The organism is Bradyrhizobium sp. CSS354, from assembly GCF_029051725.1.
GTDB lineage: Bacteria > Pseudomonadota > Alphaproteobacteria > Rhizobiales > Xanthobacteraceae > Bradyrhizobium.
Genome location: NZ_JAACFU010000001.1, coordinates 129,366 through 152,751 on the forward strand (window position 1 = coordinate 129,366; position 23,386 = coordinate 152,751).

The 23,386-nt window shown below is 63.5% G+C and carries 32 protein-coding genes and 1 pseudogene; 9 read left to right on the forward strand and 24 right to left on the reverse strand.

Going from position 1 to position 23,386, the window contains the following annotated elements:
- Positions 1 to 56 precede the first annotated feature (56 nt).
- Positions 57 to 371, forward strand: a complete 315-nt coding sequence (sugE, locus tag GWG67_RS00640) for a quaternary ammonium compound efflux SMR transporter SugE (protein ID WP_275167243.1) — start codon at positions 57 to 59, stop codon at positions 369 to 371.
- Here the strand turns inward: sugE and GWG67_RS00645 are convergent.
- The 7 genes from GWG67_RS00645 to GWG67_RS00675 all read right to left on the reverse strand — a co-directional run bounded on the left by GWG67_RS00645 (position 364) and on the right by GWG67_RS00675 (position 6,840).
- The gene (locus GWG67_RS00645; RefSeq protein WP_275167244.1) at positions 364 to 1,371 is read right to left on the reverse strand and encodes an inorganic phosphate transporter; all 1,008 of its coding nucleotides are present in this window, start codon (positions 1,369 to 1,371) and stop codon (positions 364 to 366) included. The genes sugE and GWG67_RS00645 overlap by 8 nt on opposite strands.
- 15 nt (positions 1,372 to 1,386) lie before the next feature.
- Complete coding sequence (locus GWG67_RS00650; RefSeq protein WP_007609240.1) at positions 1,387 to 2,031, reverse strand: DUF47 domain-containing protein; 645 nt, start codon at positions 2,029 to 2,031, stop codon at positions 1,387 to 1,389.
- Positions 2,032 to 2,189: 158 nt separating this feature from the next.
- Positions 2,190 to 3,158 (reverse strand): branched-chain amino acid ABC transporter permease, encoded by a 969-nt coding sequence (locus GWG67_RS00655; protein WP_275167245.1) that lies wholly within the window; start codon positions 3,156 to 3,158, stop codon positions 2,190 to 2,192.
- Position 3,159: 1 nt separating this feature from the next.
- Entirely contained in the window at positions 3,160 to 4,023 is an 864-nt protein-coding gene (locus GWG67_RS00660; protein WP_275167246.1) for a branched-chain amino acid ABC transporter permease, read from the reverse strand.
- 72 nt (positions 4,024 to 4,095) lie between these two features.
- Positions 4,096 to 5,319, reverse strand: a complete 1,224-nt coding sequence (locus GWG67_RS00665; protein ID WP_275167247.1) for an ABC transporter substrate-binding protein — start codon at positions 5,317 to 5,319, stop codon at positions 4,096 to 4,098.
- 26 nt (positions 5,320 to 5,345) lie between these two features.
- Positions 5,346 to 6,092, reverse strand: a complete 747-nt coding sequence (locus tag GWG67_RS00670; protein ID WP_275167248.1) for an ABC transporter ATP-binding protein — start codon at positions 6,090 to 6,092, stop codon at positions 5,346 to 5,348.
- Positions 6,085 to 6,840 carry an ABC transporter ATP-binding protein gene (locus GWG67_RS00675; RefSeq protein WP_018459153.1) on the reverse strand — a complete coding sequence of 252 codons (756 nt, stop codon included), beginning with the start codon at positions 6,838 to 6,840 and terminating at the stop codon, positions 6,085 to 6,087. Before GWG67_RS00675 ends, GWG67_RS00670 begins: the two co-directional genes overlap by 8 nt.
- 335 nt (positions 6,841 to 7,175) lie before the next feature.
- Here GWG67_RS00675 and GWG67_RS00680 point away from each other — a divergent pair, with 335 nt between their 5' ends.
- Positions 7,176 to 7,859 (forward strand): PAS domain-containing protein, encoded by a 684-nt coding sequence (locus GWG67_RS00680; RefSeq protein WP_275167249.1) that lies wholly within the window; start codon positions 7,176 to 7,178, stop codon positions 7,857 to 7,859.
- A gap of 3 nt (positions 7,860 to 7,862) precedes the next feature.
- Here GWG67_RS00680 and GWG67_RS00685 read toward each other — a convergent pair whose 3' ends face one another.
- The gene (locus GWG67_RS00685) at positions 7,863 to 8,237 is read right to left on the reverse strand and encodes an ArsC family reductase (protein ID WP_275167251.1); all 375 of its coding nucleotides are present in this window, start codon (positions 8,235 to 8,237) and stop codon (positions 7,863 to 7,865) included.
- 105 nt (positions 8,238 to 8,342) lie between these two features.
- Here GWG67_RS00685 and GWG67_RS00690 point away from each other — a divergent pair, with 105 nt between their 5' ends.
- Positions 8,343 to 8,714: a tRNA-binding protein gene (locus GWG67_RS00690; protein WP_275167252.1), complete on the forward strand. Its 372-nt coding sequence runs from the start codon at positions 8,343 to 8,345 to the stop codon at positions 8,712 to 8,714.
- A gap of 19 nt (positions 8,715 to 8,733) precedes the next feature.
- On the opposite strand, the gene GWG67_RS00695 is transcribed toward GWG67_RS00690, so the two are convergent.
- The 10 genes from GWG67_RS00695 to GWG67_RS00740 all read right to left on the reverse strand — a co-directional run bounded on the left by GWG67_RS00695 (position 8,734) and on the right by GWG67_RS00740 (position 15,812).
- A complete protein-coding gene (locus GWG67_RS00695; RefSeq protein ID WP_275167795.1) occupies positions 8,734 to 9,438 on the reverse strand; it encodes a glutathione S-transferase family protein in 705 nt (234 codons plus the stop codon).
- 93 nt (positions 9,439 to 9,531) lie between these two features.
- Entirely contained in the window at positions 9,532 to 9,675 is a 144-nt protein-coding gene (locus GWG67_RS00700; protein ID WP_007609210.1) for a hypothetical protein, read from the reverse strand.
- A gap of 110 nt (positions 9,676 to 9,785) precedes the next feature.
- The gene (locus GWG67_RS00705) at positions 9,786 to 10,451 is read right to left on the reverse strand and encodes a DUF429 domain-containing protein (protein WP_275167253.1); all 666 of its coding nucleotides are present in this window, start codon (positions 10,449 to 10,451) and stop codon (positions 9,786 to 9,788) included.
- Positions 10,452 to 10,485: 34 nt separating this feature from the next.
- Positions 10,486 to 10,833 (reverse strand): carboxymuconolactone decarboxylase family protein, encoded by a 348-nt coding sequence (locus GWG67_RS00710; protein WP_275167254.1) that lies wholly within the window; start codon positions 10,831 to 10,833, stop codon positions 10,486 to 10,488.
- 3 nt (positions 10,834 to 10,836) lie between these two features.
- Positions 10,837 to 11,358: an RNA polymerase sigma factor gene (locus GWG67_RS00715; RefSeq protein WP_275167255.1), complete on the reverse strand. Its 522-nt coding sequence runs from the start codon at positions 11,356 to 11,358 to the stop codon at positions 10,837 to 10,839.
- A complete protein-coding gene (locus GWG67_RS00720; protein ID WP_275167256.1) occupies positions 11,355 to 11,564 on the reverse strand; it encodes a DUF2892 domain-containing protein in 210 nt (69 codons plus the stop codon). The genes GWG67_RS00715 and GWG67_RS00720 overlap by 4 nt, the downstream gene beginning before the upstream one ends.
- 98 nt (positions 11,565 to 11,662) lie before the next feature.
- Positions 11,663 to 12,847 carry a serine hydrolase domain-containing protein gene (locus tag GWG67_RS00725; protein WP_342761010.1) on the reverse strand — a complete coding sequence of 395 codons (1,185 nt, stop codon included), beginning with the start codon at positions 12,845 to 12,847 and terminating at the stop codon, positions 11,663 to 11,665.
- A gap of 74 nt (positions 12,848 to 12,921) precedes the next feature.
- A complete protein-coding gene (locus GWG67_RS00730) occupies positions 12,922 to 13,614 on the reverse strand; it encodes a GNAT family N-acetyltransferase (protein WP_275167258.1) in 693 nt (230 codons plus the stop codon).
- 4 nt (positions 13,615 to 13,618) lie between these two features.
- Positions 13,619 to 13,966, reverse strand: coding sequence for a Lin0512 family protein (locus GWG67_RS00735; RefSeq protein ID WP_275167260.1), 348 nt, complete (start codon positions 13,964 to 13,966; stop codon positions 13,619 to 13,621).
- Positions 13,967 to 14,147: 181 nt separating this feature from the next.
- Positions 14,148 to 15,812 carry an acetolactate synthase large subunit gene (locus tag GWG67_RS00740; protein ID WP_275167261.1) on the reverse strand — a complete coding sequence of 555 codons (1,665 nt, stop codon included), beginning with the start codon at positions 15,810 to 15,812 and terminating at the stop codon, positions 14,148 to 14,150.
- Positions 15,813 to 15,985: 173 nt separating this feature from the next.
- Between GWG67_RS00740 and GWG67_RS00745 the strand changes: the two genes are divergently transcribed.
- From GWG67_RS00745 to GWG67_RS00755, 3 genes are all read left to right on the forward strand, one after another.
- The gene (locus tag GWG67_RS00745; RefSeq protein ID WP_275167262.1) at positions 15,986 to 16,339 is read left to right on the forward strand and encodes an MmcQ/YjbR family DNA-binding protein; all 354 of its coding nucleotides are present in this window, start codon (positions 15,986 to 15,988) and stop codon (positions 16,337 to 16,339) included.
- Between the two features lie 72 nt (positions 16,340 to 16,411).
- Entirely contained in the window at positions 16,412 to 17,284 is an 873-nt protein-coding gene (locus GWG67_RS00750) for a bifunctional helix-turn-helix transcriptional regulator/GNAT family N-acetyltransferase (RefSeq protein WP_275167263.1), read from the forward strand.
- 57 nt (positions 17,285 to 17,341) lie between these two features.
- Positions 17,342 to 17,728, forward strand: a complete 387-nt coding sequence (locus GWG67_RS00755; RefSeq protein ID WP_275167264.1) for an ester cyclase — start codon at positions 17,342 to 17,344, stop codon at positions 17,726 to 17,728.
- A 22-nt stretch (positions 17,729 to 17,750) separates the two neighbouring features.
- Here GWG67_RS00755 and GWG67_RS00760 read toward each other — a convergent pair whose 3' ends face one another.
- The 3 genes from GWG67_RS00760 to GWG67_RS00770 all read right to left on the reverse strand — a co-directional run bounded on the left by GWG67_RS00760 (position 17,751) and on the right by GWG67_RS00770 (position 20,504).
- Positions 17,751 to 18,971 (reverse strand): MFS transporter, encoded by a 1,221-nt coding sequence (locus GWG67_RS00760; protein ID WP_275167265.1) that lies wholly within the window; start codon positions 18,969 to 18,971, stop codon positions 17,751 to 17,753.
- Positions 18,972 to 19,242: 271 nt separating this feature from the next.
- Positions 19,243 to 19,821, reverse strand: a complete 579-nt coding sequence (locus tag GWG67_RS00765; protein ID WP_275167266.1) for a DUF308 domain-containing protein — start codon at positions 19,819 to 19,821, stop codon at positions 19,243 to 19,245.
- Positions 19,822 to 19,919: 98 nt separating this feature from the next.
- On the reverse strand, positions 19,920 to 20,504 hold the full coding sequence (locus GWG67_RS00770) for a TetR/AcrR family transcriptional regulator (RefSeq protein ID WP_275167267.1): 585 nt from the start codon (positions 20,502 to 20,504) through the stop codon (positions 19,920 to 19,922).
- Positions 20,505 to 20,580: 76 nt separating this feature from the next.
- On the opposite strand from GWG67_RS00770, the gene GWG67_RS00775 reads away from it, so the two are divergent.
- The 3 genes from GWG67_RS00775 to GWG67_RS00785 all read left to right on the forward strand — a co-directional run bounded on the left by GWG67_RS00775 (position 20,581) and on the right by GWG67_RS00785 (position 22,032).
- Positions 20,581 to 21,078, forward strand: a complete 498-nt coding sequence (locus GWG67_RS00775; RefSeq protein WP_275167268.1) for a peptide deformylase — start codon at positions 20,581 to 20,583, stop codon at positions 21,076 to 21,078.
- A gap of 110 nt (positions 21,079 to 21,188) precedes the next feature.
- Entirely contained in the window at positions 21,189 to 21,602 is a 414-nt protein-coding gene (locus tag GWG67_RS00780; protein ID WP_275167269.1) for a GFA family protein, read from the forward strand.
- Positions 21,603 to 21,627: 25 nt separating this feature from the next.
- Complete coding sequence (locus tag GWG67_RS00785; RefSeq protein ID WP_275167270.1) at positions 21,628 to 22,032, forward strand: MAPEG family protein; 405 nt, start codon at positions 21,628 to 21,630, stop codon at positions 22,030 to 22,032.
- 38 nt (positions 22,033 to 22,070) lie between these two features.
- Here GWG67_RS00785 and GWG67_RS00790 read toward each other — a convergent pair whose 3' ends face one another.
- From GWG67_RS00790 to GWG67_RS00800, 3 genes and pseudogenes are all read right to left on the reverse strand, one after another.
- Positions 22,071 to 22,433 (reverse strand): helix-turn-helix transcriptional regulator, encoded by a 363-nt coding sequence (locus GWG67_RS00790; protein WP_275167271.1) that lies wholly within the window; start codon positions 22,431 to 22,433, stop codon positions 22,071 to 22,073.
- Positions 22,433 to 23,095 carry an SRPBCC family protein gene (locus GWG67_RS00795; protein WP_275167272.1) on the reverse strand — a complete coding sequence of 221 codons (663 nt, stop codon included), beginning with the start codon at positions 23,093 to 23,095 and terminating at the stop codon, positions 22,433 to 22,435. The genes GWG67_RS00790 and GWG67_RS00795 overlap by 1 nt, the downstream gene beginning before the upstream one ends.
- 56 nt (positions 23,096 to 23,151) lie before the next feature.
- Positions 23,152 to 23,256, reverse strand: a pseudogene (locus tag GWG67_RS00800) (AraC family transcriptional regulator); the annotation flags it as partial.
- Positions 23,257 to 23,386: the final 130 nt, after the last annotated feature.

A 23,386-nucleotide genomic window follows, 5' to 3' on the forward strand; every position in this document is an offset into this window, starting at 1 on the left:
CCCCTCCCACAGCACACCAGTCGCGGGGACGACCCTGCCTTGAATGGAGGGTCGTCATGGCCTGGAGCATCCTGTTCGTCGCCGGTCTGCTGGAGATCTCCTGGGCGATCGGCCTCAAATATACCGAGGGGTTCTCCAAGCTCGTTCCGTCAGTCCTCACGCTCGGCGCCATGGCCGGCAGCATCATCCTGCTCGGGCTCGCCCTCAAATCGCTGCCGATTGGAACCGCTTATGCAGTCTGGACCGGCATCGGCGCGGTCGGTACCGCGACGCTCGGCATCGTCCTGTTCGGCGAGCCGGCCACCGCGTTCCGCCTCGCTAGCATCGGGCTGATCGTCGCCGGGATTGTCGGACTGAAGCTGGTTACCTGACGAAGAGCTTGACCGCCCACCAGCTCAGCGCGGCGACGATGGCCGAGGCCGGCATCGTGATCACCCAGGCATAGACGATCGAGCTGGCGACGTTCCAGCGCACCGCCGAGAGGCGGCGGGCGGCGCCGACGCCGACGATGGCGCCGGTGATGGTGTGGGTGGTCGAGACGGGAACGCCGAGAAAGGTCGCCATGAACAGGGTCGCGGCACCGCCTGTCTCGGCGCAAAAGCCCTGCATCGGGGTCAGCTTGGTGATGCGCAGGCCCATGGTGCGAACGATGCGCCAGCCGCCCATCAACGTCCCCATCGCCATCGCGGCCTGGCAGGAGAGCACCACCCAGAAGGGGACGAAGAATTCGCCGCCGAGCTGGCCCTGCGAATAGAGCAGCACGGCGATGATGCCCATGGTCTTCTGCGCGTCGTTGCCGCCATGGCCGAGCGAATAGAGCGAAGCGGAGGCGAATTGCAGGATGCGGAAGGCGCGATCCACGGCAAAGGGCGTGGAGCGCACCGAGGCCCAGGACACGATCGCAACCAGCACCATCGCGAGCAGGAAGCCGACCAGCGGAGACAGCACGATGGCGATCACCGTCTTGGACAATCCGCTCCAGACCGCCGCCGAAAGGCCGGCTTTGGCCACGCCGGCACCAAACAAGCCGCCGATCAATGCATGAGACGAGGACGATGGGATGCCGAGCGCCCATGTCACCAGGTTCCAGACGATGGCGCCGACGAGCGCGGCGAAGATCACCTGAGCATCTACGATCGCGGGATCGATGATGCCGGTGCCGATGGTCTGGGCGACGTGCAGCCCGAACACCAAGAAGGCGACGAAATTGAAGAACGCGGCCCAGAACACCGCGTATTGCGGCCGCAGCACGCGGGTGGAGACGATGGTCGCGATCGAATTGGCGGCGTCGTGCAGGCCGTTCAGGAAGTCGAACAGCAGCGCGACGGCGATCAATCCGACCAGGACGGGAAGACCCAACGCAACATCCACGGCGTGGCCCCTGCCCTAAACTTGCTCGATGACGATGCTGTTGATCTCGTTGGCGACGTCGTCGAAGCGGTCGGCGACTTTCTCGAGATGGTCGTAGATCTCTGCGCCGACGATGAAATCCATCGCGTTGCCGTCGCGATGCTTGAGGAAGAGTTCCTTCAGCCCGATATCATGGAGATCGTCGACGCGGCCTTCCAGCTTGCCCAGCTCTTCGGTGATCGCGGTCAGCATCGCCACGTTCTGACCGATCTTCTGCATCAACGGCAGCGCACGGCCGACCAGATTGGCGCATTCGATCAGGAGCCCGCCGATCTCCCGCATCGGCGGCTCGAAGCTGCGGACCTCGAACAGCATCACGGCCTTGGCGGTCTGCTGCATCTGGTCGATGGCGTCGTCCATCGAGGTGATCAGGTTCTTGATGTCGCCACGGTCGAACGGGGTGATGAAGGTACGGCGCACCGCCGTCAGCACCTCACGGGTGATGTTGTCGGCATCGTTCTCGAACTGGTTGACGCGCTGGCAATAGACCGGCGTCTCCTCGCCCCCGTTGAGCATGCTCTGGAGCGCGATCGAGCCCTGGATCACGGTCTGGGCGTGGCGGTCGAACAGGTCGAAGAACCGTTCTTCCTTGGGCAGGAAAGCGCGAAACAATCGCATCATGGGGGAGAGACTACCGGTTGGATTATGGCCTGGCCCAAGCGGGCCGTCATGAAACTGTCATAGACCATTTTCGATCCACGCGCGTGCCACCTCACGCCCGTGGAGCCGGATCATCCACCGCTGTCGCGTGTCAACACATCTTACATTATATCAATAACTTACAGCGACCGCCGGAAGTAATGCGCGATTTCACCGATGACGCCGCGGCGGAAGGTGAGCACGCAGATCACGAAGATCGAGCCCTGGATCACGGTCACCCACTGGCCGAACCCCGCCAGATATTGCTGCATGGCGATGATCACGAAGGCACCGACCACGGGACCGAACACGGTTCCGAGTCCGCCGACCAGCGTCATCAGCACGACTTCGCCCGACATCGACCAGTGCACGTCGGTGAGCGAGGCATTTTGCGCCACGAAGACTTTCAGCGCACCGGCAAAGCCGGCCAGCGTGCCCGACAGGACGAAAGCCAGGAACTTGTACTGATCGGTCCGGTAACCCAGCGAGATCGCCCGCGGCTCGTTCTCGCGGATCGCCTTCAGGACTTCGCCGAACGGCGAGTTGATGATGCGGAAGATCAGCAGGAAGCCGGCGAGGAAGCCGACCAGAACCACGTAGTAGAGCACGGTCGGCTTGGTCAGATCGAACAGGCCAAACATACGTCCCTGCGGGATACCCTGGATGCCGTCTTCGCCATGGGTGAACGGCGCCTGGAGGTAGATGAAGTACAAGAGCTGCGACAGCGCCAGCGTGATCATCGAGAAATAGATGCCCTGGCGGCGGATCGAGATATAGCCCGTGATGAGCGAGAGCACGAAGGCACCGGCGACGCCGACGAGGATGCCGAGTTCCGGCGGCAGCGCCCAGACCTTCAGCGCATGCGCGCTGCAATAGCCGGCGGTACCTAAGAACATCGCATGGCCGAAGGACAGCAAGCCGCCATAGCCGATCAGCAGGTTGAAGGCGCAGGCGAGCAGCGCGAAGCACAGCGCCTGCATCACGAAGAACGGGTAGACTCCGGTGAATGGCACCGAAGCCAGCAGCAGCGCCATCACCACGAACACGATCATCTCGTCGCGGATCGAGCGCGGGGTTGCCGGCAGCGTGTCGTCCGTCAAGGCTGTCATATCAGGCCGCCCTTCCCGTCAATCCCGTTGGCTTCACCAAGAGCACCAGCACCATGAGCACGAACACGACGGTGTTGGAGGCCTCGGGGTAGAAATACTTGGTCAGGCCCTCGATCACACCGAGCGCGAAGCCGGTGATGATGGAGCCCATGATCGATCCCATGCCGCCGATCACGACCACCGCGAACACCACGATGATGAGGTCGGCGCCCATCAGCGGCCGCACCTGGTTGATCGGCGCCGACAGCACGCCGGCGAGCGCGGCAAGGCCGACACCGAGGCCGTAGGTCAGCGTGATCATGCGCGGCACGTTGACGCCGAAGGCGCGCACCAGCGTCGGGTTTTCGGTGGCGGCGCGCAAATAGGCGCCGAGCCGGGTCTTCTCGATCAGAAACCAGGTCGCGATGCAGACCACCAGCGAGAAGATGACGACCCAGCCGCGATAGACCGGCAGGAACATGAAGCCGAGATTCATGCCGCCCTTGAGCTGATCCGGAATGGCGTAAGGCAGGCCGGAGGAGCCGAAGTAGTTCTGGAACACGCCCTGCACGATCAGCGCAATGCCGAAGGTCAGGAGCAGACCGTAGAGATGATCGAGCCCGGTCAGCCATTGCAGCATGGTCCGTTCCAGGATCATGCCGAAGATGCCGACAATGATCGGCGCAAGCAGCAACGCCCACCAATAGTTGATGCCGCCGAGGTTCAGCAGGAAATAGGCGACGAACGCGCCCATCATGTAAAGCGCACCGTGGGCGAAATTGATGATGTTGAGCATGCCGAAGATCACGGCAAGCCCGAGACTGAGCAGCGCGTAGAACGAGCCGTTGATCAGTCCCACCAGTAGCTGAGCGTAAAGAGCCTGCATCGATCCCGCACCCGGTCCCTTCGGCGTTACCTGAAAGTCGCCCGCAGTCCTGATGGCCTGCGGGCGGTTATCTTACTTCTTCAAGAGAGCGCACTTGCTCTCGGACAGCGGCGTGAAGGCCTGGTCGCCCGGCACCGTGCCGACCAGCTTGTAGAAGTCCCACGGTCCCTTGGACTCCGAGGGCTTCTTCACCTCGAACAGATAGGCATTGTGGATGGTGCGGCCGTTGGGCTGGATCTCGCCCTTGCCGAACAGATCGTCTTCCGTCGGCATCGACTTCATCTTTTCGACGACCTTGGCGCCGTCATGCGGGTTGCCGCCGAGCGCTTCCAGTGCCTTGAAATAGTGACGCACGCCCGCATACACGCCCGCCTGCACCATGGTGGGCGGCGCGTTGTTCTTCATCTTCTCGGCGAAGCGTTTGGAGAACGCCCGGGTCTGGTCGTTCATGTCCCAGTAGAAGGTCTCGGTGAAGTTGAGGCCCTGTGCGGTCTCGAGGCCGATCGCCTTGACGTCGGTGAGGAACAGCAGCAGCGCCGCGAGCTTCTGGCCGCCCTTGACGATGCCGAATTCGGCCGCCTGCTTGATCGTGTTGGTGGTGTCGCCGCCGGCATTGGCAAGGCCGATGATCTTGGCCTTGGAGGCCTGCGCCTGCAGCAGGAAGGACGAGAAGTCCGGCGTGTTCAGCGGGTGCTTGACGCCGCCGACCACCTTGCCGCCATTTGCGGTAACGACAGCGGTGGTGTCGCGCTCCAGCGCCGCGCCGAAGGCGTAATCCGCGGTCAGGAAGAACCAGGTGTCGCCGCCGGCCTTCACCAGCGCCTGGCCGGTGGTGTGGGCCAGCATGTAGGTGTCGTAGGTCCAGTGCACCGTGTTGGGCGAGCACTGCGCGTTGGTCAAATCCGAGGTCGCCGCGCCCGAGTTGATATAGACGCCGTTCTTTTCCTTGATGACGTTGTTGACCGCAAGCGCCACGCCGGAATTCGGCACGTCGACGATGAGGTCGACCTTGTCGACGTCGAACCACTGCCGCGCGATCGCGGTGCCGATGTCGGGCTTGTTCTGGTGATCACCCGAGATGATATCTATCTTCCAGCCCTTCGCGACCAGGCCGGAATCTTCAATGGCCAGCTGCGCGGCGAGCGTCGAGCCGGGTCCGCCGAGGTCGGCATAGAGCCCGGACTGATCGGACAGCGCGCCGATCTTGACGGTCTTGTCCTGCGCGAAGGCTGCACCGGTGGCAGTCACGGCCAGCGCCGTGCCGAGCAGAAACGACGCAATCGACTTTGTGATCATGCTACTTCCCTGTGAATCTTTTTGTTCTAGACGCCGAGATAGGTGTGGAGCTTGTCCATGTTGGCGGCAAGCTCCGCATTGGCAAATCCGTCGATGATCTTGCCGTGCTCGACCACGTAATAGCGGTCGGCGACGGTGGATGCGAACCGGAAGTTCTGCTCGACCAGGAGGATCGTAAAACCCTCCTTCTTGAGCCGCGCAATGGTGTGGCCGATCTGCTGGATGATGACGGGCGCGAGACCCTCGGTCGGCTCGTCCAGCATCAGGAAGTTCGCGCCGGTGCGCAGGATGCGCGCGATCGCGAGCATCTGCTGCTCGCCGCCGGAGAGTTTGGTTCCCTGGCTGTTGAGCCGTTCCTTCAGGTTCGGAAACAGATCGAAGATCTGTTCGAGCGGCAATCCGCCGGGACGCACCACCGGTGGCAACAGCAGGTTCTCCCGGACATCGAGGCTGGCGAAAATTCCCCGCTCTTCCGGGCAGAATGCGATTCCCATCCGCGCGATCTTGTCCGAGGTCGTGCGGATGATGTCCTGGTTGTTGAACTTCACCGAGCCGGTGCGCTTGCCGATGATGCCCATGATCGACTTCAGCGTGGTGGTCTTGCCGGCGCCGTTGCGCCCGAGCAGGGTGACGACCTCGCCCGCGTTCACGTCGAAGTTGATCCCGTGCAGGATGTGGGACTCGCCGTACCAGGCTTCGAGGTTGCGGACCTGGAGGAGGTTGCCGCCGCTCGCGGCCTTTGCGGGAGCTTCCGCCGATGCAGTCTCAGCCATGACCGGCTCCCAGATAGGCTTCCTTGACGCGTTCGTCCTTGGTGAGCTCGCTGTAATGGCCCTGCGCGAGCACCTGCCCGCGCGTCAACACGGTGATGATGTCAGAGAGATTGGCCACGACGCTCAGATTATGCTCGACCATCAGGATGGTATATTTCGCGGAGATGCGCTTGATCAGCGCCGCGATCTTGTCGATGTCCTCGTGGCCCATGCCGGCCATCGGCTCGTCCAGCAGCATCATCTCTGGGTCGAGCGCGAGCGTGGTTGCGATCTCCAGTGCGCGCTTGCGCCCGTAGGGCATCTCGACCGCGGGCGTATTGGAAAACTCGCTGAGGCCGACATCGTTCAACAGCTCGCGCGCGCGATCGTTGAATTGGTTGAGCACGGATTTGGAGCGCCAAAAATCGAAGGAGCTACCGTGCTGGCGCTGAAGCGCGACGCGGACGTTTTCCAGCGCGGTGAGATGGGGAAATACCGCCGAGATCTGGAACGAGCGAACCAGCCCCAGGCGGGCCACGTCGGCGGGCGCCATCGCGGTGATGTCCTGTCCCTTGTACAGGATTTTTCCGGCAGACGGTTTGAGGAACTTGGTCAAAAGATTGAAGCACGTCGTCTTGCCGGCGCCGTTCGGGCCGATCAACGCGTGAATGCTCCCACGGCGAACCTTGAGCGCAACGTCGCGGACGGCGAAGAAGCCCGCGAACTCCTTGGTCAAGCCTTCCGTTTCGAGAATGAACTCATCGGCCAAACAGTTTTCCCCCTGCCCGCACAACGCGCGTGGCTATCCTTGTTGCTTCGGCTTTCCGGAGGCCTTGGAGCCACTCCTTGGAGCCCATCCGGAACGCCGCCTCCGGGCGCGGAATATGCCGGAGGTGACGGGGGTTAGGCAAGGCGGAAAGCTGAGCAGGTCAGGCCTCCGGCCGGGAGACTTATGCTCCCTTAGTCGGACGTGTTTTGATGTCGCGCCTGCCCGGCCTCCCGGTTCGCAAAGCGCCGGTCATCAAGCCGTCGTTAACGGTCTTTCGTTCCCTACGCCAGCCTTCATAGAAAATTTTCCCGCAGCGAGGATCATGCGCGGGTTTCATGCGTCCGGAATTTCTATTCGCCGGGAATATTGTCTTGGATTTTGCAAGCGCGGCTCCTTCCGTGGTCAAGTCGATCAGGCAGCGTGATCTCCTGAACACGTGGCTGCGGCTTTATGCGCGCCAGCAGACGGCCCCGGCGATCTGGGAGTACCAGCCTGCGCGGCTCGAGGAAGAGCTCTCCGATCTGATCTATTATACGGTGGATGCGTCGACGCCGACGCCGCGTCTGACCATCCAGAGCGAAGGTACGCGAATCTCTCGCGCCTATGGGCACACCGGCAAGGGCGTTCTGCTCGACGAGTATATCGGGCCGCGTCTCGTGCCTTTGGTGATGCCGGTCTATCATGAATGCGTGGCGCGCGGGCTGCCTGTCTACAGCGTTGCCGACATCGATGACATCTACGGCCGCATCGTCGCCTATGAGCGCCTGCTGCTGCCTTTCCAGACCGACGGCAAGGTCTGTCACATCATCGCATCGCTCAAGACCTTCTGCGAGGACGGCGGCTTCGAGATCAAGAATCTGATGCGCGGAAATGACGCGCTGCCGCGCCCGAGATTGCGCGCGGTGATCGACCGCGACCTGTTCCATCGCACCCCCGGCCGCATCGCGCCCGCCGAGCCGATCGAGTTCGCGGACCAGCAGGGCTCCGGTGTTCCCACCGAGATCATCGAGCTGAACTAGCGGTCAGCGCGATTTGGCGCCGCCTTCCTTGGTCGTGACTTCCTTGGCATAAATGTCCGGCTTGAAGCCGACCAGCAGCTTGCCGCCAACTTCAAGCACCGGCCGCTTGATCATCGATGGTTGCGCTAGCATCAACGCCAGCGCCTTTTTCTCGGAGAGGCCTTCCTTGTCGGCATCGGGCAGCTTCTTGAAGGTCGTCCCGGCGCGGTTGAGCAGCGTCTCCCAACCGACCTTGTCGCTCCACTGCTTGAGCTTGTCCTTCTCCACGCCCGCCGTCTTGTAGTCGTGAAACGCGTAGGCGACGCCATGGGTGTCGAGCCAGGCGCGCGCCTTCTTCATGGTGTCGCAGTTCTTGATGCCGTAGATGATATTGGGCAAGACAGTCCTCGCGCATGCGTCGTATCGTGATGCTTCGGCGTTGTACGCAACTCCGGTTCGCGCGACAATGTTACGAACGACGCCAGCTCCCCGAACGGACACTCCATGCACGTCACCCACGATCCAGCCGCGACCGCGTCGCCGACCATCGACTTCAACGCCTTCCTCGCGGTCGATATCCGTGTCGGCACCATCATCGATGCAAAGCCGTTCCCGGAAGCGCGCAAGCCGGCCTGGCGGCTGTGGATCGACTTCGGTCCCGCGATCGGCGTCCGCAAGAGCTCGGCCCAGATCACCGAAAATCATCCGCTTGAAACGCTGGTCGGCCAACAGGTAGCTGCGGTCGTGAATTTCCCGCCGCGCCAGATCGGCCCTGTTGTCTCGGAGGTGCTGACCCTCGGTTTCCCCGATGCCGAAGGCAAGGTCGTGCTGGTGCAGCCGAGCAAGCCGGTGCCGAACGGCGGACGGCTGTTCTAGCCTCAAGCCGCTTCGAACCTCACGGCCGCTTCGGAATGTTCAGCCCGCGCTCGACCGCCGGACGCGCCAGCCCGCGTTCGAGCCAGGCCGCGACGGATTGGAACTGGCTGAACTCGACGAGATCGCCTGCGCCGTAGAAACCGATGAGGTTGCGCACCCAGCCGAGCATGGAGATGTCGGCGATGGTGTAATCGTCGTCCATGAACCATTGCCGGCCGGCAAGATGCATCTCCATCACCCCGAGCAGCCGCTTGGCCTCGCCCACGTAGCGCTCGAGCGGCCGCTTGTCCTCGAAATCCTTGCCGGCGAATTTGTGGAAAAAGCCGACCTGGCCGAACATCGGCCCGATGCCGCCCATCTGGAAATGCAGCCACTGGATGGTCTGGTAACGGCGCGCGGCATCCTGCGGCAGCAGCTTGCCGGTCTTCTCCGCGAGGTATTGCAGGATCGCCCCGGATTCGAACAGCGGCAGCGGCCTGCCGCCAGGACCATCGGGATCGAGGATCGCCGGGATCTTGCCGTTCGGATTGAGCGAGAGGAATTCCGGCGTCTTCTGGTCGTCCTTGCCGAAATCGACGAGATGGACTTCGTAGGGAAGCCCGATCTCCTCCAGCATGATCGAGACCTTGACGCCGTTCGGCGTCGGCAGCGAATAGAGCTGGAGCAGCTCCGGGTGCTTGGCCGGCCAGCGCTTGGTGATGGGAAAGGCGGACAGATCGGACATCAGGACCCCGGCTTCGTTCACGAGATGCCGCCTAGTCTAGGCGAGCGAACGAACGACGCAAGGTCGAGTGGTCAGATCATTTTCCCGCGCAGGTCACAACGGCCGCAGCAAATGGTTGGTGGCGTGCATCACATCGCGCTGTGCGCGTTGCTCGATGAAGAGCTGGCCGGTGACGAGCAGTGCTCCGGTGAAGACGAGCGCAAGCATCGCGGTCGCGAATTGACTGGCATCCCTCATCGGACGAGCTTCTCCCTGGTCGGTTCGCAGGGGAACGCGGGCCGGCCGTCGTCAGTTCCTGCAAGCTTCAAATAATTGCAGCTTTTTCCCGAACCGCCACACAGACGGCCTCAATAATTGATCTCCATCCGCAAGCCCCGCGGATCGGCCTCCTCCCCGCCGACACATTGCGTGCTGTCGCGCGCTGCGACGGCGCAGGCACAGGCATCGATGAGATCGTCACGGCCGATGCCGGTGCCATGTCGCTGAGTCAGCCATTTTGGCAAGCGCGCGAAGCCGCGCTGCTCCAGGAGCGCGATACGCTGCTCGCGGCCCTCCGCCGATGTCTTCTTTGCAAGCCGGACCTGCCCAGCCAGATTCCAGAAAATCAATTCCGGATGCGCTTCGCCGAAGGTCGCCTGCCGCGTCGGCGTCATGATCTCGTCGACCTCCCTGATCTTGTCCCTGATGTTCCAGAGCTGCGCCGACACGCCCCTGCCCTTGCCCTCGCGCTCCCAGTAGTGGCGATTGGCTGCCGGCATATCGGCGAATGTCCAGAGATCACGGCGCGCGCCGAGAAACACGGCGGGACCGACCAGCTCGCGCGCGCGCAAATCGCAGATGCGATAGCCGCTCGGCTTCAAGCCGACCGGCATGTCGATCATCGCGCGCGCATGCGGCAGCGCGAGCAGCCGCGCGAGACCCGGCGAATAGTCGAAGCCATGATCGCCGCACTCGTCGATCCATGCGGCGACCCAGCCGAAGTGAAATCCGTCAAGGCCGAGATAGTTTGGCAAGCTCCTGATCCCTGACGGGCATCCGCCCGCTCCTCTATCCCAGTTCCTCGCCCCGATGCCGCTCGAACAGGCGCTGTGCCAGCAACGCATGGCCGAGCGTACCGCCGGCGCGGACCGCCGCCGCGATCAGCGCGGCTTCCGCGATTTCTTCGCGCGTTACACCGGCCTTCGCCGCCTGCGCCGTGTGCACATCGAGGCAATAGGCGCACTGCGTGGTGAGCGCGACCGCGAGCGAGATCAGCTCGCGATATTTTGGCGAGATCAATCCGTCCTTGCGCTCGACCGCGTGGTTGAACGCAAGGAACGCGTTGGCCTCGACCGGCGCCAGCGCCACGAAGGCCGGGATGGATTTCAGATCGTCAGGGCTTTGATAATCGGTCACGGCTCATCTCGTCAGGTATTCGCGCATCAGCGCGCGGGCGCGATGCAGGCGGGCCTTCACAGTCTGCCGGGTCGCGCCGAGTGCGACGGCAATCTCGTCGATGGTCATTTCCTTGACGTCGCGCATCAGCGCGACATCGCGGTAGTGCGACGGCAGCGCCTCGAAGGCCGCTGCGACGTCGAGCCGCAAATCGGCTTCAGGACGCGACAGCAACAGCGCCTCCGCCTCTGCGTCTTCGATCGCCGGCGCGAGGCCTGCCTTACGGGCGAGCCGCAGGCATTCGCGGCGGACAACACTGAACAGCCAGGCCGAAAACGCGAGCCATGAGCGGATCGTGCCGACATGGCGAAACAGGATCCACAGCGCCTCCTGCGTCGCATCCTCGGCATCCGCCGAGCTGCGACAGGTGGCGCGGGCATAGCGGCGGATGTTCGGCTGCGCCGTCTCGAGCAGAGACGCGATCGCCTGGGCATCGCCGAGGCGCGCGGCCTCGAACAGGTCCGGCGAGATCACAGCGGCGCTCACGAGACGCCTCCTCTTCCGATGCCGGCCATCGCGCACATCGGACAATAGCCGACGAGGCCCGTCAGCGCGAAGCCGCCACCGCCGAGCGCCACCAGCCATGCCGCGGCGCCGGTGAAATAGACGAATGCCGCGACGGCCACCGCGGCGCCCAAGGCGATCCGCACGGCCTGATGCAGGCCCCCGATGTTCTTCCTGTAAAATGCCATCCCATCCTCCGACATAAGCCGAAGCAAAATGCCTCGGCCGTCAAGAGAGGGCGCGACGACCGGAAAGGATTCGCGGGAACGTGCAATTTTTTTCGCGATCAGCCTCCGACAGCCTGATAGGCCAGACGCTTGAATTCGAAGAAGAACGGATTCCAGAAGCCCATGTAGCGCTGCGCCATCAGCACACCGGCGGTATTGGCCTGCGGGCAGATCCACCAATGGGTGCCGGCAAGGCCGCCCCACTGGAATTCGCCGGTCGAGTTGGGAGGATCGAACGGCATCGGCGCGAAGGTGACGGCGCCGCCGAGGCCAAAGCCCTTGCCGGGGATCGGGCCGAGATTGGCGAAGCGGATGTTCTCGCCGGCGGGCAGCTGGTTCGTCATCATCTGCCGCAGCGTCTCCGGCTTCAGTAGCGCATCCGAGCCGGGGAGCAGCGCCCGTATCAAAGCGAGCATGTCGGGCAAGGTCGAGACCAGTCCGCCGCCGCCCGACAGCCGCGGGAATTGCCGCCGATAGGCCTGCGGATAAGGCAGGTCGTCGGCCCGGGTGAGGCCGGGCTTCATGGGATCGAGCACATCCGTGCCGTTGTAGAGCGCGACCAGCCTGCCCTGCTGCTCGTCCGGCACGTGGAAGCCAGTGTCGGTCATGCCGAGCGGATCGAAGATGCGCGCCTTGACGACGGCGTCGAGCGGCTTGCCGGAGACGAGCTCCACGACACGCCCAAGCACGTCGGTCGCCACCGAATATTCCCAGGACGCGCCGGGATGAAAGGACAGCGGCAGATCGGCGAGTTGATCGATCATGGCCGCCAGCGGCGTCGACGGATTGAGAACGCGCGCCTCATTATAGCCTTTGAACAGCACCATACCGGGATCGAAGATGCCGTAGCTGAGGCCGGAGGTGTGGGTCAGAAGCTGCCGGATCGTGATCGGGCTCTTCGCCGGCTCGACGTCGGCAAGGCTCAAAGCACCCGGCTTCAGAACCTTGCGATTGCCGAGTTGCGGCAGGAATTTCGCGACAACGTCATCGAGCCCGATCCGGCCGTCCTCGACCAGCAGCATGATCGCGCAGGTGACGAAGATCTTGGTATTGGAGAACGCGCGAAAAATGTGATCGGGCCGCAGCGCGGTGCCCGCCTCGCGATCGGCGAAACCGACGCATTGCTGATCGACCACCTCGCGGCCCCGCAGCACCGCCCAGGATGCACCTGGAATGATCTCCTGATCGACGTAACGCTGCATTGCTGTCCGCGTGGCGGAAACATCAGGTGTTCTGGCGTCCATGTGTTTCCCCAATGATGGCCGGGATCGATATAGCGTGAATTCGCCAGATGAGAAGCCTGTCCGGACGGCGCAGCTCATTCCTGCTTCATGAACGCAGTCACGTGCAGGCTGCGCCGAATCCACATCCCCTGCCGCTCGTACAGCGCGATGGCCGAGGAGTTGCTCGAGAACACGTGCAGGAACGGAATTTCGCCGCGCGCCTCGATCTGGCGCGCGACCGCCGCCAGCAGCGCCTGCGCGTAGCCCCGCCCGCGATGGTCGGGGCGGACGCAGACAGCCGTCATCTCGACGAAATTGCCGGGCCTCATACGCTCGCCGGCCATCGCGACCAATTCGCCGCCGGCGCGGATGCCGAGAAACGTTCCGAGCTCGTGCGTGCGCCGCGCAAATGGACCGGGCTTCGTCAACTCCGTCAATGCCATCATGGCGGGAACGTCGGCCGCACCCAGCTGGACGATCTCGGCATCGCGAAGCGGACTGTCGGCCGGAGCACCGATCATCTGCTCGCAGGGTCCGGCCAGCACGACCTTGAAACCTGCGGGAACATCGACGGCCTCCGGTGTGAACAGTGCGGCGACCTGCGAGCCCGACAGGAGATCACGGAGCGCGGCAAAGCTCGCCTCGGACATGTCGACCATGTCAGCAAAGGGCGTCACGTCCACCGGATAGCGCAACGCTCGCGGGCCACCTTCGGCCAGATGTTTGTGGCTGGTCGTCAGCGCGCTCCAGATCGGGCGATCCAGCAGCGTCACGTCACTGTTGGACACCGGCCTAGTCCTTTTCGAAGCTGACGATGACGGCGGCATTGGCGATGAGGATGGGGTCGTTGCCCTGTTCCGGGGCCGAGGGAATCTCCAGTCCGCCCTTCACCGCGTTGACGGTGACCGTGCCGTAAGGCAGCTCCTTCGCGACCGCATCCTTGTCGACGGCTTCGGGATTCGGCACCGCGATCGTGACGTCCACGAACATGTCGTTCGCAGTCTTGTCAATCATCCGGAAGAAGCCGAGGCTCGAATGCCTGATGGCATCAGAGACGGCACGCTTCGCCGCCTTGGTGGCGTCCCTGCCATGGACGTCGACACCCATGCCCATCTCGGTGATACAGCGAACGCGAGCCATGTCTTTGTCCTGTGATTGATTAGATTGGTTGATGCAAGTTGTTATCGCATTTTGGTTGATCGTCATACTCCGTCATTGCGAGGAGCGAAGCGAGGAAGCAATCCAGACTGCCCCTGCGGAAAAAGTCTGGATTGCTTCGCTTCGCTCGCAATGACGACGGAGGCAACCGCATCGCACAAACTCACGCCTTCGACTTCTCCCGCGCCCGCAGTTCGTCGACGAGCACCCGCACATTCTCCGAATAATCGATTGGGATCACGACCAGATGCACGCCGCCCTCCTTGAAGGCGGCATCCAGCGTCGGGCCAAAAGTGTCGATGCTCTCGATGCGATGTCCCTTCGCTCCATAGGCCCTCGCGTACAGGACGAAATCGGGATTGCCAAAGGTCATGCCAAAATCGGCGAAGTGATCGACGGCCTGTTTCCAGCGGATCATGCCGTAGGCGTTGTCCTCGAGCACCAGCACGACCAGATTGAGCTTGAGGCGGACGGCGGTCTCCATCTCCTGGCTGTTCATCATGAAGCCGCCGTCGCCGGCGACCGCGAGCACGCGGCGCTCCGGATAGAGCATCGCGGCCATCATCGCCGACGGCAGGCCGGCGCCCATCGTCGCCAGCGCATTGTCGAGTAGCAGCGTGTTGGCGACGCGGGTGCGATAGTTGCGCGCGAACCAGATCTTGTACATGCCGTTGTCGAGCGCGACGATGCCGTTCTCCGGAATGACCTGCCGGATGTCGTGCACGATGCGTTGCGGCGTCGGCGGCCAGCGCGCTTCGGTGGCGCGGTCGGCGATCTGCGAGAGAATCTTTTCGCGCAGTGGCAGTAGCGCGGCGGCTTGCGGCAGCTTGCCTTCGAGCCGGTCGGCGAGCAGCTCCAGGCTCGGGCCGACATCGCCGACGACTTCCGCATCGGGAAAGTAGACAAGCTCGACGCTGGCCGGCGTGTAGCTAACGTGAATCACCTTCGGGCCCGACGGCCCCATGATGAAGGGCGGCTTCTCGATCGGGTCGTGGCCGATCGCGACGATCAGATCGGCGGCGTCGATCGCGTCATGAACGTAGTCGCGCTCGGACAGCGCGGCGGTGCCCATGTAGAGATTGGTGCCGCCGGGCACCGTGCCCTTCCCCATCTGCGTGGTGAAGAAGGGAATGCCGGTCCGCCGCACGAAGCTGGCGATGCCGTGGGTCGCGCGCGGCCGGCTGGTCGCGGCGCCCATCATCACCAGCGGGTGCTTCGCGGCCAAAATCATCTCGGCGGCGCGGTCGAGCGCGGCGCGATGGGCGACCGGGATCTCGATCGGATGAACCGGGATTATCGGGACATCAGGCACTTCATCGCCTGCGATGTCCTCAGGCAGTTCGAGATGCACCGGCCCCGGTCGCTCCTCCATCGCCACGCGAAACGCGTCGCGGACCACGGTCGGGATGCTGGAGGCGCTGATGATCTGCCGTGACAGTTTCGTCAGCGGCTTCATGGTGGCGACCACATCGACGATCTGGAAACGCGCCTGCCGGCTGCTCATGATCGGCTTCTGGCCGGTGATCAAAATCATCGGCATCGCGCCAAGATGCGCATACGCCGCGCCCGTCGACAGATTGAGAGCGCCCGGGCCGAGCGTCGAAAGACATACTCCGGGCTTGCCGGTCAGCCGTCCGTGCGTCGCGGCCATGAAGGCGGCGGCCTGCTCGTGACGGGTCAGGATCAGTTCGATTTTGGAGGTGCGGAGCGATTCCACCAGATCGAGATTCTCCTCGCCGGGCACGCCGAAGATGCGGTCGACACCTTCGTTCTCCAACGCGGCGACAAACAGGTCGGATCCTTTTGCTTTGCGTTCCTGCCCACTCATGTCGCCTCCCGGTCACAATGTCGGCTCCCGTGTTCCACGGCAGCCGGTGCATGGTAACGGTCCGCGGCGCGGGCACAACTCACAAAGAGGCGCGCAGCTGCATCATCCCCGTGGCGACAAGCTCATCCCTTCGTGTCCTTGCAAGCCCCATGCGCTGTGCTATCGCTCAGGCGATGACTCCCAAAACTTTCGAAACCCGCTGCCTGCGCCTGCCCGCCGTCACCAAGGTGGTGCAGTGGGAGGGCACCTCCGTGTTCAAGGTCGGCGGCAAGATGTTCGCACTCGGCGGCGGCTTTGCCGCGCGCTCCGGCGGCTACATGTTCAAGGTCTCGAACATGGCCTATGCCATGCTGATCGAGCACGGCCTCGCGCGGCCGGCGCCGTATCTAGCGCGCGCCAAATGGGTGCAGCTCGTCGGCAACAACGCACTGCCGGACGCCGAGCTCACGGGCTATCTGGCGCAGGCGCACGCGCTGATCGCGGCGAAACTCACGCGGAAGTCCCGCAAGGCGCTGGGCCTCGACTGAAGCGCAGCCGCAGCTGAAGCGAAAGCCTGCACAGATTGACTCCGATGATATGCCTGACTAAAGTCAGACATCATGCTCGACCCTGTTTCCCGCGTCCGCCGCTTCAACCGCGCCGTCACGTCCGCTGTCGGCGCGCTCGACACGTCGTTCCTGGGACGCGGACGGCCATTGGGGGCGGCGCGCGTGCTCAACTCGATCGGGCATGGACGTTCGGACGTGGCCGAGATCCGCGACTATCTGGCACTCGATTCCGGCCTGATGAGCCGTCTGCTCCGCAGCCTCGAGGATGAAGGGCTGGTCGAGACCAACGCGCATGACGACGATGCCCGCCGCCGCGTGGTATCGTTGACGCGTGCGGGCCGGCGCGAGTTCGCGGCCTATGAGGCGCTGTCGAACACGCAGGCCGAGGGCTTCCTCGCACAACATTCGCAACGCGAGGCGCTGCTGGCGGCGATGGATTTGATTGCTTCCGCATTGACGCGCGAGCGCGTCGCGCTGGAGGAGATGGATCCGCGCAGCGAACAGGCCCGTTATTGTCTCGGCGAATATTATGGCGAGCTCGGCCGCCGCTTCAAGCAGGGGTTCGACGTCTCGCTGTCGCGCGATCCTGACGCCAAGGACATGCGCCGCCCGCGCGGCACCTTCATCGTGGCGATGTCGGACACGCTGCCGGTCGGCTGCGTCGGGCTGAAGGGCACGGATCACGGCTATGCCGAGATCAAGCGGCTGTGGGTCGCACCGGCGGCGCGCGGATTGCGGCTCGGCCGGCGCCTGATGGACGCGACCGAGGATGCCGCGCGCGGGCTCGGCATCAAGCTGCTGCGGCTTGACACCAACAGCGCGCTGGCGGAGGCCGGCCAGCTCTACCGGCGAAGCGGCTGGAGCGAGATCGCCCGCTTCAATGACGATCCCTACCCGGACCTGTTCTTCGAAAAACGTCTGTGAGCGCCGGCGCCGATCGCAGCGTTGCCGCGTTATGGTCGGAGCCGCAGGAGCAACGCCATGACCAGGTCAGACCTCGCCGACATCTTCCGCAACTACATCGCCTGCCTGAACCGGCAGGATTGGCCCGCCCTCGGACAGTTCGTCCACGATGACGTCGTCCACAATGCGCGACCGTTCGGACTGTCCGGCTATCGAGCCATGCTGGAGCAGGATTTTCGCGAAATTCCGGATCTGCATTTCAACGTCGAGCTGCTGGTCTGCGATCCGCCCCACATCGCGTCCCGGCTGACGTTCGATTGCACGCCGGCTGGAACGTTTCTGGGGCTGGATGTGAACGGCAGGCGCGTGTCCTTCTGCGAAAACGTGTTCTATCAATTTCGCGACGGAAAAATACGGCAGGTGTGGTCCATCGTCGACAAGCCCGCGATCGAGGCGCAGCTCTAGCGCTGCGCCTCGATGAACCTGCTTAGGCCGCCGCGGGCGCCAATTCCGCTCGCGGCTTCGGGAACGGCTTGAAATTCATCGCCATCAGGAAGGCGCCGAGGCCCATCGCCCAGGAGGCGATATAGAGCCAGACGTAGCTCGAGAACGCATCGTAGATCAGGCCGCCGGCGAGCGGGCCCGTGGCCATGCCGAGACTGCCGGCCATCGCGGTGCCGCCGATCACCGTCCCCATCATCTTGAGCGGAAAGTTTTCGCGGATCAGCACCGCGTAGAGCGGCATGGTGCCGGCATAGATGAAACCGAAGACGGCCCCGACCGCATAAAATGTCGTGAGCTGGTGCGCGAAGACATAGGCGAGTGCGCCAAACGCCTGCAGCAGCAGGCCCGAGACGAGCACGCGCTTGGCGCCGAAGCGGTCACCCATCAGGCCGAAGGCGATGCGTCCGCCGAGGCCGGCAAAGCCCTCGATGCTGTAGATCGTCACCGCCGCGACCAGCGGGATGCCGCAGCTCACGGCATAGGAGACGGTGTGGATGATCGGGCCGGAATGGGTGGCGCAGCAGAAGAAGTTGGTCGCGAGCAGGATCAGGAATTGCGGTGAGCGCAGCGCCTCTCCCATCGACATCTCACCTTGCACGGCGCTCTCGCCCGCTGGCGCGACGGCGGCGTGCGCGAGCGCCGGCGGGCGGCGCACCAGGAACGAGACCGGGATCATGATGGCGCCGACCACCAGCGCCACGATCTGCATCGAGGTGCGCCAGTCGTGGCCGGAGACGAGCCAGGCCGCGAGCGGCGCCATCGTCATCGGCGCCATGCCCATGCCGGCCGAAACCAGCGAGACCGCAAGGCTGCGATGGGTGTCGAACCAGCCGGTCACGGTCGCCATCATCGGCGCGAAGATCGCGGCACAGGACGCCCCGACCAGAAGGCCAAAGACGAACTGAAACGCCAACAGCGAGGTGGCATGGCTCGCCGCGAACAGGCTCACGGTCAGCGCCGTGGATCCCGTCAGCACCACCGGCCGCGGCCCGAACCGATCCGTCAACGTGCCCCAGGCCATGCTGGTGCAGGCCATCGCCAGAAAGCCGATCGTCATCGCGCTCGAGATGCCGGTCACGGACCAGCCGGTATCCTTTGCGATCGGCTGCAGGAACACCGGCAGCGAAAACATGCCGCCGATGGCGACGCAGCCGAGCAAGCCGCCCGCGGCGACGATCACCCAGCGATAGGAGGAAGAGTTCATTTTGGTTTCCCGTCAGGTCTGTCTGGGTGGAAGACGAATGGGAACATGGTGGACCGGCAGCCCGGCGCAAGTTTTTGCGGCACGCTTTTGCGACCTGCCAAACAAAAAATGCGAAAACAACCCCATGCACAGTAGCCGGACGCTTTGGGATCAAGGACTTACAGCGCAGCTCTTTGGGGTGCGAGGAACCGGCGTTTGACTCGTCGGGCAAAACACCTGCATGATGGCAGCATCCCGCAAATCCTATAGCAAGGCTTCAAAGCGCAAGGCTTCAAACAGCCTCGCTGCGCCGCCACTCGCCGACCGTGAGCCAGATCGCCGAGACCAGGAAGTAGAGCGCACCAACGCCGGCATATCCCGCGACAGTCGCGATCGAGGGAACCGCAGGCGTCGTCGCCTGAACGATGAAGAAGCCGCCTGCAAGCGCCGACTGGCCACCGCTGAGCACCATGGCCCATTGCGCGCCAAAACTCCGCCAGCGGCGGATGGCCGTCCCCAACTGCAGCAGTCCAGACACAATCGCCCACGCCCCGAAGATTCCGAGCACCCAGTTCATGCTCGACTGGAGGGCGACGACGACCGCGATGGTTGCCGCAACGCTTGCCATAGCGTTGAAAACCTGGGTGCGATTCTGATCGAAGCCGCCGCTGCGCAAGGCGTCCGCGAAGTTGGCCGCGGCGTCCCATGCCGGATAGAGGACCAGCAAGGCGCCGGCGATGACTGGAGAAGAAGCCCCGGCGGCAAACGCAGCAGCAACCCAGGCGACCGAGAACGCCGCTCGCACGAAGTAGTATTGCTTCAGCCATCGCGCACGATCGGCACGAACCAGATCCAATTGATATTGCGCCACTGCAGTCTCTCCTATACCTACTAGTTGGTAGTCTCGCACGCAGCGAAGCCGACTTCGCTCCAGCCCACCTGCGAGCTGCGTTCGTTCGCTGATGTCTCTCAGTGCTTGTTGGACAGCCGGTCCAGCAACGGGGTGGTGATCACACCGAACATTTTTGGATCGCCATAGGCACGCGCCGACAGCATCGCGCCGTGAATGGTCGCCATGAATCCTTCCGCCTCGACCCGGGCTGTGCCGGAGAGCTTGAGTTGCCCCTTCCGCTTGCCACGCTCCATGACGGCCGTCAGCCAGGAAGCCAGTGAGCGGAAGTGCGCACGGACTTCGAGCGCGACCTCCTCCGGCAAGATCGGGAGCTCGCTCGCCAGCAGCGCGCAGACGCAGAACGGCGCCGTCGCATCATTGATGCACGCCTTCCAATACGCGACATAGTTTTCGAGCTGGTCGCGCGGATCAGGGACATTGCGCTCGAGCGCGGACAGTCCGGCCTCGGCTTCGGCGCGGTAGCGCGACACGAGGGTGCGGACCAGATCGACCTTGCTGGCGAAATGGTGGTGGATGCTTGGCTTGCGGATGCCGACCACATCGGCCACGTCGGCGTAGCTGAAACCATTATAGCCGCCCGCGATGATCAAGCTGCGCGCGCAGGCCAGGATGTCGTCGGCAGTCGAGGAAACATTAGTCATGACCTTAAGCTACCTTCCAGTTGGTAGGGCGTCAAGAACAGGATGCTTCAACCATCCGTGAGTGCTAGGAGCCTGCATGACCATCCGCCCGATCGTCGGCTATCCCGACCGCCGCCTCGCGATGCCGGCCCGCCCCGTCACCGCATTCGATGCAACGCTGCGCGAGCTTGCAGCGGATCTGCTCGAGACCATGCGCGCCGCGCCCGGCATCGGCATCACGGCGCCGCATATCGGCGTGCCCTTGCGCGTCGTCGTGCTTGAGCTCGACGCCAAGGAGGGTGCGCTGACCTTGGTCAATCCGGAGATCGAATGGGCCTCACCCGAGATGATCCTGCATCGCGAAGGCAGCGTCTCGATGCCCGGCGTCAACGACGAGGTGCAGCGCCACGCCCGCGTGCGGATCAGCTATCAAGATGTCGACGGCAACGTGCACAGCGAGGAGTCGGAAGCCTTGCGGGCCGTCTGCCACCAGCACGAGATCGACCAGCTCGATGGCATGTTCTGGATCCAGCGGCTGTCGCGGCTCAAGCGCGAACGGCTGGTGAAGAAGTTCGAGAAGATGTCGCGCGGGTGAGCGCGCCGGCGAAGATCGGACTTGTGTGAAATCGCGCCGCCTGTTCGATGTGGAGAAATCAAACCAGCCTGATATGATCAGACCGGTCGGCCCCGTCGGGAGCGAGACGAATGACATATTCAGGTCGTTGCGCCTGCGGCGCGGTTTATTACACCATTGCGTCCGCGCCGATCCGCGGCTTCCAATGTCAGTGCTGCGACTGTCAGCGCGATACCGGCAGCGGCCACAGCTCCATCTTCGTGTTCGCGCGCAGCGCAGTCTCGGTGACAGGCGAGGTGCGCGAAATCGAGCGCATTGCCGACCGCGGCGCAGTCAAGCGCAAGGGGTTCTGTCCGAACTGCGGCTCGCCGATCTACAACAAGCCGGACGAGAAGCCGGAGTTCATCGGCATCTATGTCGGCACGCTGGACGATGCCAGCACGTTCAAACCGTCCGTCGTGCTGTTCTGCTCGCGCGGATATGCCCGGGATCACCTCGATCCCGAGATCTCCAAACTCCCGGAATGGCACTCGGGATCGCGCTGATTTCTTGCAGATTGGGGGACAGCCAATGGCGATGAGCTTCGAGCTATCGATGCTGGCCGCCGCAATCGTCTGGGGCTTCGTACAGCTTGTCGCGGCCGCGCAAGCCGCAAACCTGCAGTACGGCCTCAGATGGGCTGCGAGCCCGCGCGACACCGAGATGCCGCCGCTCAAGCCCATACCCGGCCGGCTCAACCGAAATTTCCGCAACTACATGGAGACGTTTCCGTTCTTTGCCGCCGCGATCCTCATCTCTCATTCCGCAGGCGTTCACAATGAGCTGACTTATTGGGGATCGATCGCCTATCTCGGCGGACGCATCGCCTACACCGCGCTTTACTTATCCGGCATACCGCTCGTCCGCTCGCTGTTCTGGAATATCGCCAGCTTTGGCATGCTTGCAGTTTTGGCCGCGGCTTTCGTGCCTCACTGAAGCGGCGCCATAGCGACTTTGCCGTTGCCGCGATGCCTTCACGCCCGCTTGCCGCTCCGCTTGGTCATTGGCGCGTTACGACGCTCGCGTTTGCCGCGTGCGATCTCCGTCGCCAAGGCGTCCAGCTTCGGCTCCCAGAAGTTCCTGAACTGGCCGATCCACGCGTCGACCGCGCGAAGCCCCGCGACGTCGACCGAATAGAGCCGTCGTTGCGCCTCCGCCCGAACGGTCGCGAAGCCGCTCTCGCGCAGCACCTTGAGGTGCTGCGACACGGCGGCCTGCGTGATCCCGAACTCCGCCCCGATCGCCTCGACGACCTCACCGGACGCCATCTCGCAGTGCGCAAGCAGTTCGAGGATGCGACGGCGGACGGGGTCAGCGAGGACCTCGAAGATTTGCATCAGCTTCCTGTGCCCGGATGCGCGACGTCGGGCAGCGTCTCGCCGCGATAGAAAGCGATGGTGCGGTCGGACCGCTGCTTCGCGGAGGCAGGATCCACGCCGCTAGCGACATGCGCCGCGCGCCAATACTCGCCGCTGCTCGTCATGAATTCCTTACCCGCGGGAGAGCCCATCCATGCCTCGGCCGTCTCATGGTCGACCGATGTCCCGGTCGCAACATATCGCTCTAGCCCCGCAATTGCGAGATCCCAGCCGATGCCTACCGCCCCTGGACCGAACTGCTCCCAATGATCCTCGATGATCGCGGTGTGCTCAAGCGTCAACCGCGCCTGGTTTCGTTCTGCCGTCAGCTTGACATCGATCCAGCTCATCGCACCGCCGAATTCCCACGTCGCCGCAAAATGGGTCGGCGGCGTACACGTCGTGATGGTCCCGGCTGCATTCCCCTTGAGCTGGTACTTTCCGCCGAGCCGGAGGTCTCCCTCGACCGGCAGAAACCAGCGCGGAATGCGTTGCTCGCTGGTCACTGCGTCCCAGAGATCGTCGACGCTGGTCTCGTAAAGCCGCGTCAGTGTCACCGCACTGGCCGCTTTCCCGTCCTTCTCGAAATTCCTCACCGACCGCGTAACCAGCCCCAATACCCTGACGACGTCGATCTCCATGGCGCTCCTCCTTGTCGTTTCGTGCCAGGATGAATATCGGTCGACGCTAATATAAATCAACTCTTATATTTTGGGAAGATACCGCTCAGATATTTCCCCGGCGGTTTCCCGAGCGCCTTCTTGAACATGGTGATGAAAGCCGCGACGGAGTCGTAGCCGAGACCCGAACGGATCGGGCCTGCCACCCTGGCCCGCCTATGACGAGAACGACGTCGTGCAGATCCTTGGCACACCGATCGAAGCCCGCCCCAATCCGCAAGCCGCCCGCTTCCGCTTCCTCGACAGTTTCAG